Origin of the sequence: Lysinibacillus pakistanensis (assembly GCF_030123245.1) — a bacterium.
GTDB lineage: Bacteria > Bacillota > Bacilli > Bacillales_A > Planococcaceae > Lysinibacillus > Lysinibacillus pakistanensis.
Map to the genome: position 1 here is coordinate 146679 of NZ_CP126101.1, position 16771 is coordinate 163449.

Consider the following 16771-nt stretch of genomic DNA (forward strand, 5'->3'; position numbering starts at 1 on the left):
CTATTCCCCTAAAAAATACAATGCATCATACGGAATATTTAACGTAATATCCTCACCAATCTTTTTTAATGAATCGCTTGAATTAACAATCATAACTTTTAGCGAAAATTCATGAAAATCGACAATATAATTCACGCTAATTCCAGTAAATTCAACAAAAGAAATTTTACCAGTCAAAGTATTGTCACCTTTATCAAGATGAATCGATTCTGGACGAATAGAGATAAACACTTTGTCTCCAATCATATGCGATAAAGTTAGAGGGCTTTGGTGCTTTCGCCCGGTGAGAACAAGGCCATTTGCTGTTTTTGCTTGTATATACTCGTCATCAATAGCATCAATAGTTGCTTCGATTAGGTTTGTTTCACCGATAAAATTTGCAACGAAGCGGCTTAAAGGGCGATGATAAACTTCCTGAGGGGAACCAATCTGCTTGATATAGCCATTTTCCATCACCATAATGCGATCAGACATGGCCATGGCTTCCATTTGATCATGCGTCACATAAATAGTTGTAACACCAAGCTCGCTTTGAATTCGTTTTATTTCAATTCTAGTTTCCTCACGCAATTTTGCATCTAAATTCGATAAAGGCTCGTCAAGTAGTAAAATATCTGGCTCAATCACAAGAGCTCTTGCCAATGCGACCCTTTGCTGTTGGCCGCCTGATAGCTCATTGATTTTTCGGTTTCCATATGGATCTAGATGAACAAGCCCTCGAATTCGATCGACCTTTTGTTTTATTTCACTTTTGGTAAGTTTTCTAACCTGTAAACCAAAGGCTATATTTTCATCAACCGTCATATGGGGAAATAGAGCATAGTTTTGAAACACCATACCGATATTCCGTTTATTGGGCTGAAGCCGAGTCACATCCTGATCATCAAATAGAATTTTCCCCGCTGTTGGGTAGTAGAAGCCGGCAATCATTCTCAAAGTGGTTGTTTTACCACAGCCACTCGGACCAAGAAATGTAAAAAACTCCCCAGCTTTAATATCAAGACTTAAATTTTTTACACCATGCACCTGACCAAATTGCTTAGAGACATTCTCTATTTTGACACTTCTCAAAAAAGTGCTCCTTTCTCGCAGAAAGTTAGAATACATGAAGGCTTTCAAATAAGAAATTCTGTTATCCTTTCGGTGAGCAATAGGTGGTCATTTATACAAAAATAGCAAACTAGTGATAACACTAGTCATAGTGTTGAAAAACTAAATGGTCAAGGATACCTTTGTGAATATTTAGTCAAAATGAAGATGATTTCCGTTCCAGGCTACTCGCTTTGTTGCTGACGCTTCGCTTTCGCACAGAGCAAAGCTTCCTGTGGGCGAGCGACGAGCCGCTTCCTGCGCTGACGCTCCGTGCAGGGTCTCATCTGTCTCGCTATCCCACGGGAGTCGAGTAGCCTTGCACTCCAATCAGCAATAGTGTAGAACTTTAAATATTTTCTTCCCTCAAAAGTAAAATAAAAACATGTTACTCACCATCATTAAATGGATAGAATAGTGGTACAATTCTATAGCTGTCAACCTACATTCTATGCATAAAACTACTTTTTCACTTTACATAAAAAGCCACTTATTACTGTCGCTCTGCATTCACATAGAAAAATGTTATCAAAGCTCCATTTTTGCACAATATAGTGATGGCTAAGACTTCAAATTTATCACTATTAATTTGTGTGAAATGCCAGAAGAAAATACTATGAGCAGTGGTTGATTGGAGTGTAGACTGAGTGACTCCTCGGGGATTCAGCGTCACAGATGAGACCCTGGAGCGAGTGAAGCGGCTCATCGGACGCCCCCAGGAAAGCACTCAGTCGGAACGGAGATCAACCCCTCGTTTTGAAAAAGGACTATACTTTTAATTTGTCACCTTGATTTCATTGACATAATAGTATTTCAACAACATGACTAGTGATAACACTAGTAAGCTATTTTCTATCATTAATGAGAAATGTTATTTACCACGTCCTTTAATATTATTATCCCAGTATTCCATCCACTCGGCTTCTTTTTCCGACATAAGCTGCCAATCAATATCAAAAGTTTTTAAATCTAGCTCTTGGAACCATTCAGGCATTGTTGCTTTATCGATATCAGAACGTGTAGGAATCTGATAATAATCATTAGCTAGTTGCGTGACCATACCCTTTTCAAATAGGAATTCAACGAACAGCTTTGCATTTTCTAAGTTTTTCGCATTGTTGACAACAGCTACACCATCTACTAAAATTGGTGCACCACTTTTTGGATAAATGTAGTCAAAAGGATAATCTGTCGTATATTTTTTTAATAAAATATCTTGCAGATTCCATAACGAAACACTGCCCTCCTGACGAGTAAGCTTTAAATAAAGTGCATTTGGATCTTGTGTATATTCTTTTGTATTGGCATCTAATTGTAATAGCCAATCATAGCCCTTTTCAGGGGAATCATCACCTTGACGTACAATCATCGAGGAATAAATAGTCCGCATAGTTCCAGATGCTAAAACACCACGAATTAAAATTTTATCCTTCAATTTAGGATCTAATAAGTCATCCCAATCCTGTGGTCCAGATTCTTTCGTTAATACATCACTGTTAATCATAATTACTTCGGGTAGAAGCATTTCACCAAACCAACGTCCTTCTGCATCTTTATGCGCAGTATTGATGGAATCGATAAAACTTGGCTTCCATGCATGAAGTAAATCCTCATTGGCCCCAACAATAAGCGCTGATTGTGTACCACCCCACCAGAAATCAGCCTGTGGGTTTGCCTTCTCACCACGTAGACGCTCTAAAATTTGCTGAGCCCCCATTGTCAAAAACTCTACCTCAATGTCTGGATACTTTTCATTAAATTGATCGATTACCTTCTGTACCATCTCCTCATCGCGACCAGTATAAATAACTAACTTGCCTGATGGTGATGTTTCAACATCAGCCTTTTCAGGATTTGGCGTTTTGTCATCATTTGTAGAATTCTTGTTGTTATCACTACTACATGCAGCTAAGACAATGAGCATTAGCACAAGGAAAAAACCGAAAATACGCGATTTTTTCATCCTCTTCTCCTTTCTCCAATTGAGTAACTTGCATATAGCAGTATAATACGGAGGTAACACAATAATGTTAGAATTATTAAAAAATTCTAATTGCCCTCATCATAAACTAAGTAAATATTGGTTATCAACGCCATCATTACAAAATTCGAAAAAACTCCTTAAAAAGGGCTAACCATTTTTAAGGAGCTTCATTTAAATTATGCGTTTTTATTGTTAATTGGTTCTAAAAAAGTGTCTTTTTGTCGACGTTGGGTAAGAATTGTAGGAAGCATCATCCCGACAATGACAAGAATTATACCGATTATTTGTATAGTAGTTAATGGTTCATGTAGAACAATAACGGAAACTGTAACTGCTACAGGAAGTTCTATCGCACTTAATATGGAGGCAAGGGCACCACCAATTTTCGGAATGGCTATTGAAAATAAGTAAATTGGCAAAATAATGCCCAAAAGCCCTAAAGCTAATCCATACTTCCATAAGCCTTGAACAAATAATTTTCCATTCCATATAATTTCAGGGTTCAGGACGATACTAATTAAAATAAGTGCAACGAAGGATACAATTAACACACGGGCAGTAGTTGTAATACCTTCCACAGGTCGTGAGTTAAATTGAATAAAACAAGCAAAGCTAAATGCAGCAGCAAAGCCAAACAGCCACCCTTTTATTGGGATGCCACTTAGATCCACATTTAACACACCAGCGGCTAAAATGGTTCCTGCAAATAAAATAATAAGAGAAATCACTTCTGGACGACTTGGTAACCGTTTATGTAATGCACAATCTAACAGTAGACCAATCCAGGTAAATTGAAAGAGCATCACTACTGCTAAAGAAGCAGGTAGATATCTTAATGATTCTCCATAAACAATACCTGTAGTTCCAGTAAGCAGTCCTGCGCAAACCAAAATAGCTAGCCCGCTTTTCGATGGCTTGGGTAATTGTCTTTGTGTTATTAAAAAAATAGTGAGGACTAGTAAGAAGCCAATAATATATTGACTTGATACAGCCTCCCCTGATGTAAAGCCATGTTGCATAGCTACTTTGACAATTGTCGACAGTACTCCATAGCTACTAGAGGCAATAACAATCAGTAGAGGATATAGTAAATTAGTTTTCATATTTTTGCGATTCACTTCCTAAATTTGCTTCACCATATGATGAAAAGGTTCATCAATAATTGACCATGGTTCTGTAATGACGAAGCCTAAACGTTCATACAAACGACGTGCATTTTCTTTTTGAGTTTCAACATTTAACGATAGTTTTTTAAAGCCTCGCTGCTTTGTTAGTTCCTCTGCATATTGAAGCAGCAATGTACCAATTCCTTTACCACGAGCCTCAGATGTAACACATACTGTATCAATATAGTACTCGTCCTCGTGAGCCTCTTGATCAATGATAATAGAAGGTGCATTTTTAGATTTCAGCCATTTTACAAGGTTAGCATCCATCTCAATAGCCTGCTCGCCATTGTAATAAACAAGAATTCCTAATACGTGTTCATCCTCAATGGCTACATAAGTATTTAAATAAGAATGTCGATTATCTTCACGTTTGAAAAGGTTTGATAATTCTCGTTTAACAGCTTCCTCTGTCTGTTCACCAGTTAAACGATTGGCAATATCACCAATAGCATCCATTATTAATGGAACAACGGCATGGGCATCCTGTGGTTGCGCTTGTCGAATTGTTATACTCATTGTCAAAATCCCTACCTTTCTATAGGCAAGTATAACAAAGATAGAAGATGACTCAAGTTTTAAGTCAAGGATGCTCGCATTCCTATTCTTCAGAAAACTTTAACTTCTTTCAGCGGAAATCTCCCATCTCTATAGGTGGTGAGATGAATTCGAATCTAAGCTACTTTTCAGAGGGTCCAAACACCCGTTGAAATAGAGGAACTCAGTCTAAGAACGCAACGTCCTGTGGCAATTTATCTGTGCGAAAGCGAAAGGAAGTTAATAAAGGATGTTAGCCTAAAATCATCGCATCCATGCGATAACGGCTAACTGACCTGCGTTACGCGGGCCTAAACACAAAGCCGATTCCAGACGCAATTATGCCGAGGCATAATTAATACATAAGCCCACCACTATGGAGGATTAAGGAAAGGCGTCTTCATGAAGTTTCACTTTATGCGACAACTATTTTCATGTTAATCTATAATGAATAGACTTTTGGGAGGACAACAATGACAAAGGATGAGAAGGATTTTATATTAGTCTATGGAGATGCTTTTATCGACTATATTGCTGATGATGTAACAAATACATCTTTTACTAAATATATGGGTGGGGCGACTGTAAATGTGGCAGCGGGTATTAGCCGTATTGGTGCGCCATCTGCATTAATTACCATTACTGGGGATGACGAGGGCTCACAATTTGTGAGAGATGGACTTGCGCAAGAAGGGGTGACCCTGGATTATGCAGTTTTTAACCCTGCAAAACGTGTTAGCGGTGTCTATGTGCATTTAACTGAAGCATGTGAGCGAATTTTTAAAGATTATGTCGATGAGACGCCAGATTTACAAGTAGAAGCGTCCCAATTGAATGAAGAAGCTTTTAAACATGCCTCTGCGTTAACTGTTTGTTCAGGTACAATGTTCCATCCTACAGCACTTGAAACAACACGTGCTGCAGTAGAAATGGCTAAGGAAAAAGGGGCCATTATTGCGATGGATGCAAATATAAGACCTCTACGCTGGAGCAGTGAGGAAATCTGCCGTGAAACAGTCACATCTTTTTTTGAACAGGTAGATATTTTAAAGGTCACAGATGATGAACTTTTCTTCCTCACAGAGACAACAAATTTGGCAGAGGGAATTGAGCATTTAAACAGCTATCTAGTGCCAATTATTTTAGTTACTGTTGGTGAAAACGGCACATATGCAGTATTAAACGGTGAGACGGTTCATGTACCAACAGAGAAGGTAGTGCCAGTGGATACTACAGGTGCCGGGGATGCTTTTATGGCTGGTGTATTACGTGATGTTCATTACAATGGCTTACCTACAACAGAAGAGGAGCTTATTCGTTGTGTAAGCTTTGGCAATAAACTAGGTGCTTTAGCGGCAACAAAAGCGGGGGCTTTAACAGCTCTTCCTTATTATGATGATATTAAGCATTTGCTTAAATAATCATGTGGAGCGTGTATAAATGGAGAAGAACTATGATGTGTTAGTGAAGGATCGATTATTTTTCGGTGGGGCAAAGGATGCTGAAGCGGCTTTTGAGCATGAGTCCGTTGATATTGTAATAGATGTTCGGGTAAATGGCCTTACCCCAGAAGAACAGAATGAGTCTGCATATCTGTACAAGCATTTACCGATAGCTGATGATGATTTAGAGGTAGCACCATCTATAAAAAAGGTAGCCGATGAAATCATTTCTGCCTATGAGAATGGCCAGAAGGTATACTTTCATTGCGGAAGTGGCGGTGGACGAGCAGGTGTTGCAGCCACAGCTGTATTGATGGAGCTTGGATTTGCTAGCTCTCTAGAGGTGGCTGAAGCGGCTGTAAAGGAGGCACGACCACAAGTAACAATCCGTCCAAAAATGGCGGATGCTTTGCGAAAACTATATAAATAATAATTAGGGGAGTACCATAAATTATTTTGGTACTTCTTTTCTATAAAATGGTCCTTTTTAGCAAAAAACATAACTAAATAGATTTGTATTTCCTTATAATGGAGTTTCCTTAATTTTGTTCTATACATATTAGAACAAAATTTGTTATAGTAGTGGTATAACAATAAATTGAGGTGATCAGTATGATAGAGCAGTTAGGGAGTATTCCATGGGCAATCATAGCACCACTAATCATCGTACAATTAATTTTAATGATTGTAGCTCTATTTGACTTACGAAAAATTCACGCTACGAATGGTCCTAAGATTTTATGGGTTTTAATAATTGTTTTTGTTAATCTACTTGGACCCATTGCATACTTTATTGTTGGGAGAAAACAAACATGACAATATTGCTTAAAGTAACAGGTCTGACTAAGCAATTTGCAGAAAAAGTTGTAGTGGATGATATTGATTTCACACTAGAAGAAAATACATCAACAGCTTTGATTGGACCGAATGGTGCAGGGAAAACAACAACTTTATCGATGTTAACCGGCCTTTTAAAGCCAACTTCCGGAAGTGTAAAGATGCAGAATGGTGAGGTAAGAGACAACATTGGTTTTTTACCACAATATCCACAATTTCATCCTTGGTTAAGTGCGATAGAGTTTACAGAAATGGCTGCTAAATTAAATGGAGTCCCTGCTAAGAGCGCTAAAAAAGATGCACAAAAAACGCTTGAATTTGTTGGATTGGGTAATGATTTAAATAAGAAAATTGCCACATTTTCAGGTGGTATGAAGCAACGTCTTGGCATTTCCCAGGCAATTGTGCATAAGCCTAAATTACTGTTATTAGATGAGCCTGTTTCTGCTTTAGATCCAGTAGGACGAAGGGAAGTTCTTGATTTATTAAAGGGCTTACAGCAAGAAACGACTATTTTATATTCCACACATATTTTAAATGATGCAGAGGAAATGACAGATCAGCTATTATTTTTACGTGATGGCAAATTAGTAGAGCAAGGAACATTGCGAGAGGTACGCCAGCGCTTTGATGAGCTCCATTATGTCGTAGAATTTAGCTCCGAAGAAGAGGCAAAACATTTTACTGATCAATATGAGCCAAAAGGCAAAGTCAAGGGCTGTTTTGTTTATATAGCAATTATTGATGAGGGGCCAAGTATGCAGCAGCTACTGAAATATTTAAGTGATACACCTTATAAAATTCGAAAAGTTGAAAGACAAACGGCTTCACTTGAAGAAATTTTTATGAAGGTGGCGAAAAGAATATGAGAGGATTTAACGTACTACTGCATAAGGAATTTAGAGAAGCTTGGCGAAGCAGGAAGTTCTTATGGATACCTCTTGTATTCGCATTACTAGGTATGAGTGATCCACTGACGAACTATTATATGATAGATATTTTAAATGCTGTTGGAAATGTACCAGAAGGATTTGAAATGTTGTTACCAGAGTTAATGCCCGTTGATTTATTACAGGCTTCTATTGGACAGTTTCAAACAATAGGGTTATTAGTAATAATGGCTACTTTCGTTGGATCAATTAGTAAGGAGCGCGCAAATGGAATGGCGACACTCTTATATGTTCGTCCAATTTCATTTGCTGCATATTTTCTAAGTAAGCTTACGGTTTTAAGTGTTATAGGTTTGGTAAGTATTATAGCAGGCTTTACAGGTAGTGTTTATTACACAGTAATTTTATATGGTTCATTTGATGTAGCAACACTTCTAGCAAGCTTTTGTACTTATTATGTTTGGCTGGTATTTGTACTAGCGGTCACACTTCTAATGAGTGCAGCATTTAAAACAACTATTGCTACAGCATTTACGTTCATTGTCATTTTTGTTGGACAGATTATAGATGCATTGGTGGGCTCATTTTGGACCATATCACCGTGGAAAATGCCGGCATATGGTGTACAGCTTATCCGTGGTACGATGGAAATGTCGGATTATTGGTGGAGTATACTAATTACGGTTGTACTACTTATAGCTTGTATCGTTTTAGGAATATGGACCATGAAGAAGAATGCTGCAATGACAAAGATTTAGAGCAATTTAAAAAATGGTGAAATGGCTAGCAAAATAAAGTGCTAGTCCTTTTTTGTTGTATAGTATATAGTTTTTTAATGGATTTAAAAATACATATTGATGCACAGCTTGAATGAATAGGGAGGTGTGAGATGGCATCCATTATCTATTATATAGTACAGCTGGGGAACAGCTATTATCACGGGTCAGATGAAGATTCTATGCTTACTACAGATGAAGAGCAGGCATTTGCTTTTACGAATAGTGATACAGCGGAGCAATTAGCCACCAAGGTTAATGGAACTGTTTTGACAAGAGAGGTCAGCTTTGAAGAACTAGAGGAACTTTCAGCAGACCATTGGACAGAATATAATGCACTGCCAAAAGATGAACGTGACATAATTGAATCCTTTTGCAGCAAACTTAAACTAGGCAAAGATGAATAAATTTCAGGTGAGTCGATCATTTTATCCCTTCAAATAATGTAAATTCACAAACTGTTCAATGAAAGCGTTTTGAATGTGAACAGTTTGTGAAAAACCTCACATAATGCTTTTCTTTTGAAAAAATCGGAGTAGAATAGGAATCAAGTTAGAAGTTGTTATAAAACAGATGGATAAAAATATTACCAATAGCTTAATTGTTATAATACAAAAACAAATTGATGGAGGATTTTACTATGTGGGTTATTACAGTATTTGAGCAAAAAGATGTTCGTATTTTTGAATATACAAACAAGAAGGAAGCAACACAAGCACTTCAGCATTTTAAGAAAAACGCAGTATTGTCTTATACAAAATAATCTTAACCCTTAGCTATCTCAAAACGTAGCTAAGGGTTTTGTTCTTTTATACAAACAACAACAGGAACTATTCATTTATTGTTAATTCTATCTTCTTTCTTCGCTTCATCTGTACCTTTTCTTGGAATCTTAGTCATTTAGGCATATAATGTAGCTATAACTCGAAATTTGTCAAATAACTCGGAAAATATGAAAACTAACATGTGAAGGAAGGTTAGTAAATTGACAATACAAAATTCCGATCGTTTTCTTACAGCATTTAATCGGATAGATCATAGGTTAAGAGATATTGTGGGTGCCAAAGATTTCATGCCCTTTTACCGACTGATTGATCAAGCAAAGAAGAAGGATGTACTAGTGCGGAAATACGAAGATGATTTGAGGTCCTATGCAGACCTGAGAAATGCCATTGTACATCATCGAACATCGATGGAATTTGTGATAGCTGAGCCACATCTTGATGTGGTTAAAAGAATTGAGCATATTGATTCAACTATTGCTAAGCCTACATTGGTTGGACAAATGTTTCGCAAAAAAGTGCTTGTTTTTCAGGAAAGAGATTCCTTAAGGCATGTGTTGAAGGTTATTCGTCAACGTAAATTCACACAGTTTCCTGTATACCATAAAGATCAATTTAAAGGATTAGTGACGACAGTTGGCATTACTAATTGGCTAGCTACGATGATGGGAGGCAATCAAATTCCAAAGCAGATTCCAACCCTACATGATATTTTAATGCATGAAAAAAACCGAGTGAATTACAAATTTGTGAGTAGATACATAACGATTTATGAGGCTGAAGATATTTTTAAGCAAGGTGTGGAACGTGGTCGACGATTTGAGGCATTGTTAATAACTGAGCATGGGAAGCCGCAGCAAAAACTAATTGGCATTATTACACCATTAGATATTGTGAAAATTGATTAGCAAGACAATACAAGCTGTTAAGGGCTTGATCGTCTTGCTTTATCCTTAAGACTGATATATAACGATCCATTTGCTTGAACTTGAGCAAAATAGACATCTTCAACGGATTGGACATTCTGCTTTTTCAGCTTTTTCAATAGCCAGTCTTCTGTTAATTCAAGTTCAACTAGGTTTTCATAAATAAGCTGTCCATCTGAAACCACTTCGGTTGGAATATAGCTTGGCGGAGTAACATCGGCCTTCACATCCTGCTTAGTTGCTGGTTGTTCGGCGGGCTTTGGAAGCACACTCAATTTACCAGTAGTTTCAAGCAACGCATATTGAACATCTTGAACAGAGAAAACAGCCTGTTCTCGAAGCATCATTGTTAGCTCATCCATATGCAATCGATTTTTCTTTAAGGCAGATTCTAAAATAAGACCGTTTTGAATAACAATGGTTGGTTTGTCATCGATCAATACTCGAGCCTTTTTAGACTTAATAGTAATAATCGTCATTAAATAGGTTAACACACTCCACCAAATTAATGCGATAAGACCATCTGTAAAGGGCGTCTCTGCTTGTGCTGCTATTTCAGAGGCGATGGAACCAAATGTAATACCTGTTGTATAATGGAAGAATGTGAGCTGTCCAAGCTGCTTCTTCCCAAGAATACGAGCTAAAATGAGTAATGCAAAAAAGGAAAGTGTAGCTCTTAGAATCATTTCCCAAAAATTAACTTGAAAAAAACCGTCCATATTCATCAACTCCTAACACTGCTGTCGGAAATTAGCTTGTGCAAAAAGAGCAAGAATATGCGATAATCATTTATTATCGTAATTTGAGAAAATTTAGAAAGTGGGTGTGCAGCATGAACAATTCAGTAGAAAAAATAAATAATCCAATCTATCCAATTATGATTGCAATAGCTGTTGCCCACCTTATTAATGACACGATGCAGGCGGTAATACCAGCGATGTTCCCGATATTCAAGAGTGATTTAGGTTTAACCTTTACACAAATTGGACTTATTTCATTTGTTTTAAATATGTTCGCCTCTGCATTACAGCCAGTGGTGGGTTTTGTTAGTGATAAAAAGCCCATGCCCTATGCTTTGCCAATCGGTATGATAAGTTCATTCATAGGTATTGCAATCATCGCGTTTACAACCCAATATTGGGTAATTATTATAGCGGTATTATTTTTAGGCTTTGGCTCTGCTATATTTCATCCAGAAGGCTCTCGTGTTTCATTTATGGCAGCAGGCTCTAAAAGAGGGCTAGCACAATCGATTTATCAAGTGGGTGGTAACTCAGGTCAAGCGCTTGCACCATTGATTAGTGCCTATATTTTTAGTGTTTTTGGTCAACGTGGTGCCGCAATGGTATTAGTAGTAGCAGCTATTGGTATTGTTGTATTAAGTAAAATTGCTACATGGTATAAAAAGAGGTTAGAGCAGGAACGTTTAGCAAAGAAAAAGCGTGTATTAGTATCCACCTTACCACCATTAACAAAAAATCAAGTGGGTATTGCACTGACTTTATTATTTACTATTATTTTTGCACGATCATTTTATACAACCAATATTACAAGTTTTTATGTATTTTATTTGATGGATCATTATGATGTCAGCCTTCGACTCGGACAAATTCTTATTTTCAGCTTTATGGCATTTGGTGTTGTAGGAACATTTTTCGGTGGTTCATTATCTGATCGAATTGGTAGAAAGAATGTTATACTGTTATCTGTTGTTGTACCGATGCCGTTTTGTCTGGCACTTCCATATGTTCCATTATGGGCAGCTATGATATTCCTAGTGATTATTGGTACACTCATTATGATTAGCTTTTCGGTGACAGTTGTATACGCCCAAGAGCTAGTCCCATCAAAAATTGGTACAATGGCTGGTTTAACTACGGGCTTTGCTTTTGGTATGGGAGCAATTGGAGCGATGGTCATTGGTGTTTTAATGGATCATAAGGGAATAGATTTTACGATGATGGTCGTTTCCCTATTGCCTTTATTGTTATTAGTAGCCTTTTTCTTACCAAAGGATAAACCTTCATCAGCAGTATAAAAAATTAAACGCGTCTCAAAATTTGAATGAACCTGCGAAGGACATTTAAAATTTGAGAACGCGTTTTTTATTGACGTAATGGTGATAAAAACTCTGCTGGTAGATTTTCTTTATCTATAACGTAGCCCTCTGATATATGAACTTCATGCATTTTATCGTTATAGGTAAATTTAAAAATGCCATTGTCAAAGTCGGTGCCAATTTCTTTAAAGAAAATGCCCTCAATCGATACATATTTCGGACATGTAAATCCTACTTTAAAGCTTTCGTGCTCTTTAATTAAATATGCGCGTACACCCTTCTCATATATGTCATTCGCATCATCATCTGTTGGACGCTGAACAGCAACAATATGGAAATCGACAAAGGGAACCTCTTTTAACAATACGTTTAAGAATGAGCCTTTTGTGATCTCTTCCCAACGACTCTGCGCACTTTGACCTACAATTATTTGTGAAATTCCAAAATTCTTTGCTACTTCTGCGATAACTTTTTGTATAGGGCGTTTTTCATCATCTAATAAAATGAATTTTTCAACATCTAGCTCATCCGATAGCTTTTTCCATTGCTCAATGTAGCTAGATTTTTCTGCATCAAATGCATCAAGGGGCTGTGAGTCTACCGAAAGAATATAGAGCGGGCAATCTAACATTGTAGCCATTTTATGTCCACGGCGTATTAAGCGTTCCCCATTAAGACCGTAATAAACACAAACTAAAATACTTTCGTCTAAACGCCCTTTCACATGCTTCATAAAAAATTACACCTCTTATCTTGTTGTTATTTTGTTATTTTCACTGTCAATTTTGAAAAAATTATCCTAAAACAGCTAAAATCGATGCTGTTACAGTGCATTATGCTCATTTATATTGTATACTTAAAAATGTATAAAAGTTAATGACAATATATCGAGAAATCCTTGAGAAATTAGGTTTATTTCTATAACTCACACATATTTTATTTATGCATTTTGCGCATTTAAACGAATTGTCTCTATATGCCACACTATTATGCAGTGAGTTAAATAGATAGTCAAGTCTCTCGGTATTCCTTAGTAAGATTGCGTTTAATTTTAATAAGCTTTCAATTTTAAAATACTTTAGTTACCAGCTCTAAGTCCCTCTAGTTTTTTCTTACAGCACTATCATAAAAAGCTTACTGACTCATAAATTAAGTTGCAATAAAAATCCTTTTATCTCACTTTTAATTCATCATACATGATATCTTCTAAAACCCCTTAAGGATTATTCGAAGGAATTTCTGATATATTCGTTTAGCTTTACTATATTCATATTGGCGTTTTTTTGGTAGGTAATGAGTACTAGCTGAAATAAATAAAGTGTCCTCAACAACGTAGTTAATTTTTTTTTGCTATGAAATAAAGCATACTATCTTCATTAAATTTGGGAATACTTTATTGGCATCATTAAAATCAAACAACTGTCTGTAGGGCGAAATCGAAAGTAGGAGGTTTTCATTTGGTTACAGTTCTTATTGCGATACTTTTTCCATTTGTCTGCGCTGCGCTTATTCCACTTCTTTATAGGCGACTAAGGCGTGTTTCACATCTTGGCTGGTTTGTGTTAGCCGTTCCATTCATCTTGTTTCTTTTACTCGCTCGCTATATTCCTCAAATTGCCGAGGGTAAAACGTTTATTCATACATATGAGTGGATTCCCTCTTTTAATATAAATTTCACAACATACCTAGACGGTCTCAGTATGATATTTGGCTTACTGATTACTGGTGTAGGTAGTTTGGTTATTTTATATTCTATTTTTTATTTATCAACGAAAGAATCTCTTCATCATTTTTACTGCTATCTATTACTATTCATGGGCGCTATGCTTGGCGTCGTTTTTTCAGATAATTTAATGGTATTATACACGTTTTGGGAATTAACGAGCGTGTCCTCATTTTTATTAATAGCATTTTGGCATCATCGAAAGGCATCTCGAGCTGGTGCGAGAAAAGCCATGACGATTACAGTTTTTGGTGGACTATCTATGCTTGCTGGTTTTTTAATGCTTTTTGTAGCATCAGGGTCATTTAGTATTCGTGAGATTATAGCTAATGTAGAGGTAATACGTGATCATACACTATTTACGCCAGCATTAATCCTTATATTAATTGGTGCTTTTACAAAGTCAGCACAATTCCCATTCCATATTTGGCTACCTGATGCAATGGAGGCACCCACTCCAGTCAGTGCTTACTTACACTCCGCGACTATGGTAAAGGCAGGAATCTATTTAGTTGCACGTTTTTCCCCTGTATTTGGCGGCGAGGCCATTTGGTTCTGGCTTGTTAGTGTGATTGGTCTTGCAACATTATTCTGGGGTTCATTTAATGCGGTACGCCAAACAGATTTAAAAGCATTATTAGCATTTTCAACAATAAGTCAGCTTGGCTTGATTATGAGTTTATTTGGACTAGGGTCGGTTGGTCATTATTATGGCTATGCTGAAAATACTATTCTTTATACGCAGGCAAGTTTTGCAGCATTATTTCATCTTGTGAATCACTCCACTTTTAAAGGTGCGTTATTTATGATGGTCGGTATTGTCGATCATGAAGTAGGTACCCGTGATATACGACGTCTTGGTGGCTTAATGGCATTGATGCCTGTAACGTTTACAATTGCCGTAATTGGTGGTTTTTCGATGGCTGGATTACCACCGTTTAATGGTTTTTTAAGTAAAGAAATGTTCTTTGCTGCAATGCTAGCTATTCGTAATGTAGAAGCCTTTTCAATTACTGAGGTTGGGCTTTTATTTCCGATTATCGCATGGGTGGCGAGCATTTTTACATTTGTCTACAGCTTAATTTTAATAAGCCGTACATTCTTTGGAAAATTACAGCCGGATAAAATAGATAAAAAACCACATGAAGCGCCAATTGGTATGCTAATTTCGCCAATTATCCTAAGCATCCTTGTAGTGGGAATCTTTTTCTTTCCGAATGTGCTAGGACATTATATTTTAGAGCCTGCAATGGCAAGTATATATCCAACTTTCCCATCGACAAGTGAGCTTACACCGCATATTCATGCATGGCATGGCATTAATGCAGAGTTGTTAATGACACTAGGAGTTATCATTATTGGGGCTATTTTATTTAAAACGTTAAAAAGCTGGAAGCCTTTATATCGAATATTCTCACAAAAGTATACTTTTAATACGTATTACAATCGTCTTATCGAAATGAGTGAAAATGGTTCAGCAAAGCTAACTAATCGCTATATGACAGGGAATTTAACTCATTATTTTATCTATATATATGTATTTTTTGTTGCGCTTATTGCCGGCTACTTTATTTGGTCAGATGCAATTGTATTTGATTTTGCTAAGGATTCCACTTTTGAATCCTATGAGCTAATTCTAGTGTTTGTAATGGTGTTCGCAGCAATATGGATGATTTTTGCAAAGGGTCGTGTGACGGCCATGTTGTTAAATGGTGTACTTGGTTATTCAATTGCCTTTTTCTTTGTTATTTTCCGTGCTCCTGATTTAGCCTTGACGCAATTAGTTGTTGAATCTGTAACGACTGCTTTATTTCTTCTATGTTTTAAATATTTACCTGATTTAATGCCAGAATCAGCCCATAAAAGGATCCAATGGTCAAATGCCACTATATCTATTTTAGTTGGTGCTACCGTTACTTTGATAGGCTTAGCTGTAGTTCATTTTGATCGCTTTGAGCCTGTTTCTACTTACTTCAATGATGCCTATGAGCTTGCAGGAGGCTCTAATATTGTAAATACGATACTGGGGGATTTTCGTGCATTTGATACGATGCTAGAGGTTGTCGTTCTTCTAATTGCTGGCTTAGGCGTGTATACACTTACGAAGCTCAAGCCACGAAAGGAGAAGACTGACCATGAAAATTAATGACGTTATTTTACGTACTGTAACTAAAGCAGTCGTATTCATTATTTTAACCTTAGGCGTTTATTTGTTCTTTGCAGGGCATCACGCTCCAGGTGGAGGCTTTATAGGTGGTCTTGTACTTGCCTCGGGTATTGTTCTGTTGTATTTAGCCTATGATATAGAAACCGTGCATAAAGGAATGCCATTTGATTTTAAAAAAATGGCAGCGTTAGGAGTATTGCTTGCTACGGGAACAGCTATCGGATCACTATTTTTTGATGTCCCATTTTTAACACAGGCACACACCTATATTGATGTTCCGATATTTGGGGAAATGGGCTTTTCGACTGTCACCATTTTTGAGGCTGGTGTAGCGTTAACCGTCGTAGGTGTTGTAGTGACAATTATTTTAAGTATAAGTGAGGATGAGTAGCC

General features: G+C 37.0%; 17 protein-coding genes. 11 read left to right on the forward strand and 6 right to left on the reverse strand.

The window, feature by feature from the left end; all coding sequences use genetic code 11:
- The 4 genes from QNH24_RS00740 to QNH24_RS00755 form a co-directional block, all read right to left on the reverse strand.
- On the reverse strand, nt 1-1071 hold the full coding sequence (locus QNH24_RS00740) for an ABC transporter ATP-binding protein (RefSeq protein WP_283870298.1): 1071 nt from the start codon (nt 1069-1071) through the stop codon (nt 1-3).
- Between the two features lie 889 nt (nt 1072-1960).
- Nucleotides 1961-3052 (reverse strand): extracellular solute-binding protein, encoded by a 1092-nt coding sequence (locus QNH24_RS00745; RefSeq protein ID WP_283870299.1) that lies wholly within the window; start codon nt 3050-3052, stop codon nt 1961-1963.
- A 197-nt stretch (nt 3053-3249) separates the two neighbouring features.
- Entirely contained in the window at nt 3250-4176 is a 927-nt protein-coding gene (locus tag QNH24_RS00750) for a DMT family transporter (protein WP_283870300.1), read from the reverse strand.
- 18 nt (nt 4177-4194) lie between these two features.
- Nucleotides 4195-4758, reverse strand: a complete 564-nt coding sequence (locus QNH24_RS00755; RefSeq protein ID WP_283870301.1) for a GNAT family N-acetyltransferase — start codon at nt 4756-4758, stop codon at nt 4195-4197.
- A 491-nt stretch (nt 4759-5249) separates the two neighbouring features.
- Between QNH24_RS00755 and QNH24_RS00760 the strand changes: the two genes are divergently transcribed.
- The 8 genes from QNH24_RS00760 to QNH24_RS00795 all read left to right on the forward strand — a co-directional run bounded on the left by QNH24_RS00760 (nt 5250) and on the right by QNH24_RS00795 (nt 10411).
- Complete coding sequence (locus QNH24_RS00760; protein ID WP_283870302.1) at nt 5250-6197, forward strand: carbohydrate kinase family protein; 948 nt, start codon at nt 5250-5252, stop codon at nt 6195-6197.
- 19 nt (nt 6198-6216) lie between these two features.
- Nucleotides 6217-6648 carry a protein-tyrosine phosphatase family protein gene (locus QNH24_RS00765; protein ID WP_283870303.1) on the forward strand — a complete coding sequence of 144 codons (432 nt, stop codon included), beginning with the start codon at nt 6217-6219 and terminating at the stop codon, nt 6646-6648.
- 182 nt (nt 6649-6830) lie between these two features.
- Nucleotides 6831-7034, forward strand: a complete 204-nt coding sequence (locus QNH24_RS00770; protein WP_054771953.1) for a PLDc N-terminal domain-containing protein — start codon at nt 6831-6833, stop codon at nt 7032-7034.
- Entirely contained in the window at nt 7031-7924 is an 894-nt protein-coding gene (locus QNH24_RS00775; protein ID WP_283870304.1) for an ABC transporter ATP-binding protein, read from the forward strand. Before QNH24_RS00770 ends, QNH24_RS00775 begins: the two co-directional genes overlap by 4 nt.
- Nucleotides 7921-8703, forward strand: coding sequence for an ABC transporter permease (locus QNH24_RS00780; RefSeq protein WP_054771954.1), 783 nt, complete (start codon nt 7921-7923; stop codon nt 8701-8703). The genes QNH24_RS00775 and QNH24_RS00780 overlap by 4 nt, the downstream gene beginning before the upstream one ends.
- A 131-nt stretch (nt 8704-8834) precedes the next feature.
- Entirely contained in the window at nt 8835-9128 is a 294-nt protein-coding gene (locus tag QNH24_RS00785; RefSeq protein ID WP_283870305.1) for a hypothetical protein, read from the forward strand.
- Nucleotides 9129-9361: 233 nt separating this feature from the next.
- Nucleotides 9362-9484, forward strand: coding sequence for a hypothetical protein (locus tag QNH24_RS00790; protein WP_283870306.1), 123 nt, complete (start codon nt 9362-9364; stop codon nt 9482-9484).
- Nucleotides 9485-9706: 222 nt separating this feature from the next.
- Nucleotides 9707-10411 (forward strand): CBS domain-containing protein, encoded by a 705-nt coding sequence (locus tag QNH24_RS00795; protein WP_283870307.1) that lies wholly within the window; start codon nt 9707-9709, stop codon nt 10409-10411.
- Nucleotides 10412-10428: 17 nt separating this feature from the next.
- Here QNH24_RS00795 and QNH24_RS00800 read toward each other — a convergent pair whose 3' ends face one another.
- A complete protein-coding gene (locus QNH24_RS00800) occupies nt 10429-11148 on the reverse strand; it encodes a DUF421 domain-containing protein (RefSeq protein WP_283870308.1) in 720 nt (239 codons plus the stop codon).
- A 113-nt stretch (nt 11149-11261) separates the two neighbouring features.
- On the opposite strand from QNH24_RS00800, the gene QNH24_RS00805 reads away from it, so the two are divergent.
- Nucleotides 11262-12467, forward strand: a complete 1206-nt coding sequence (locus QNH24_RS00805; RefSeq protein ID WP_283870309.1) for an MFS transporter — start codon at nt 11262-11264, stop codon at nt 12465-12467.
- A 67-nt stretch (nt 12468-12534) separates the two neighbouring features.
- On the opposite strand, the gene QNH24_RS00810 is transcribed toward QNH24_RS00805, so the two are convergent.
- A complete protein-coding gene (locus QNH24_RS00810) occupies nt 12535-13221 on the reverse strand; it encodes an adenine nucleotide alpha hydrolase family protein (protein ID WP_283870310.1) in 687 nt (228 codons plus the stop codon).
- Between the two features lie 724 nt (nt 13222-13945).
- Here QNH24_RS00810 and QNH24_RS00815 point away from each other — a divergent pair.
- Complete coding sequence (locus tag QNH24_RS00815; protein ID WP_283870311.1) at nt 13946-16357, forward strand: Na+/H+ antiporter subunit A; 2412 nt, start codon at nt 13946-13948, stop codon at nt 16355-16357.
- On the forward strand, nt 16347-16769 hold the full coding sequence (locus QNH24_RS00820; RefSeq protein WP_283870312.1) for a Na(+)/H(+) antiporter subunit B: 423 nt from the start codon (nt 16347-16349) through the stop codon (nt 16767-16769). The genes QNH24_RS00815 and QNH24_RS00820 overlap by 11 nt, the downstream gene beginning before the upstream one ends.
- Nucleotides 16770-16771 lie beyond the last annotated feature (2 nt).

Excerpts from the sequence above, each read along its gene's own strand:
- QNH24_RS00785 (WP_283870305.1), top strand. The coding sequence starts at position 8,835 with ATGGCATCCATTATCTATTATATAGTACAGCTGGGGAACAGCTATTAT.
- QNH24_RS00805 (WP_283870309.1), top strand. The coding sequence starts at position 11,262 with ATGAACAATTCAGTAGAAAAAATAAATAATCCAATCTATCCAATTATG.
- QNH24_RS00755 (WP_283870301.1), bottom strand. The coding sequence starts at position 4,758 with ATGAGTATAACAATTCGACAAGCGCAACCACAGGATGCCCATGCCGTT.
- QNH24_RS00750 (WP_283870300.1), bottom strand. The coding sequence starts at position 4,176 with ATGAAAACTAATTTACTATATCCTCTACTGATTGTTATTGCCTCTAGT.
- QNH24_RS00790 (WP_283870306.1), top strand. The coding sequence starts at position 9,362 with ATGTGGGTTATTACAGTATTTGAGCAAAAAGATGTTCGTATTTTTGAA.
- QNH24_RS00770 (WP_054771953.1), top strand. The coding sequence starts at position 6,831 with ATGATAGAGCAGTTAGGGAGTATTCCATGGGCAATCATAGCACCACTA.
- QNH24_RS00765 (WP_283870303.1), top strand. The coding sequence starts at position 6,217 with ATGGAGAAGAACTATGATGTGTTAGTGAAGGATCGATTATTTTTCGGT.
- QNH24_RS00775 (WP_283870304.1), top strand. The coding sequence starts at position 7,031 with ATGACAATATTGCTTAAAGTAACAGGTCTGACTAAGCAATTTGCAGAA.
- QNH24_RS00745 (WP_283870299.1), bottom strand. The coding sequence starts at position 3,052 with ATGAAAAAATCGCGTATTTTCGGTTTTTTCCTTGTGCTAATGCTCATT.
- QNH24_RS00800 (WP_283870308.1), bottom strand. The coding sequence starts at position 11,148 with ATGGACGGTTTTTTTCAAGTTAATTTTTGGGAAATGATTCTAAGAGCT.
- QNH24_RS00810 (WP_283870310.1), bottom strand. The coding sequence starts at position 13,221 with ATGAAGCATGTGAAAGGGCGTTTAGACGAAAGTATTTTAGTTTGTGTT.
- QNH24_RS00780 (WP_054771954.1), top strand. The coding sequence starts at position 7,921 with ATGAGAGGATTTAACGTACTACTGCATAAGGAATTTAGAGAAGCTTGG.
- QNH24_RS00760 (WP_283870302.1), top strand. The coding sequence starts at position 5,250 with ATGACAAAGGATGAGAAGGATTTTATATTAGTCTATGGAGATGCTTTT.
- QNH24_RS00820 (WP_283870312.1), top strand. The coding sequence starts at position 16,347 with ATGAAAATTAATGACGTTATTTTACGTACTGTAACTAAAGCAGTCGTA.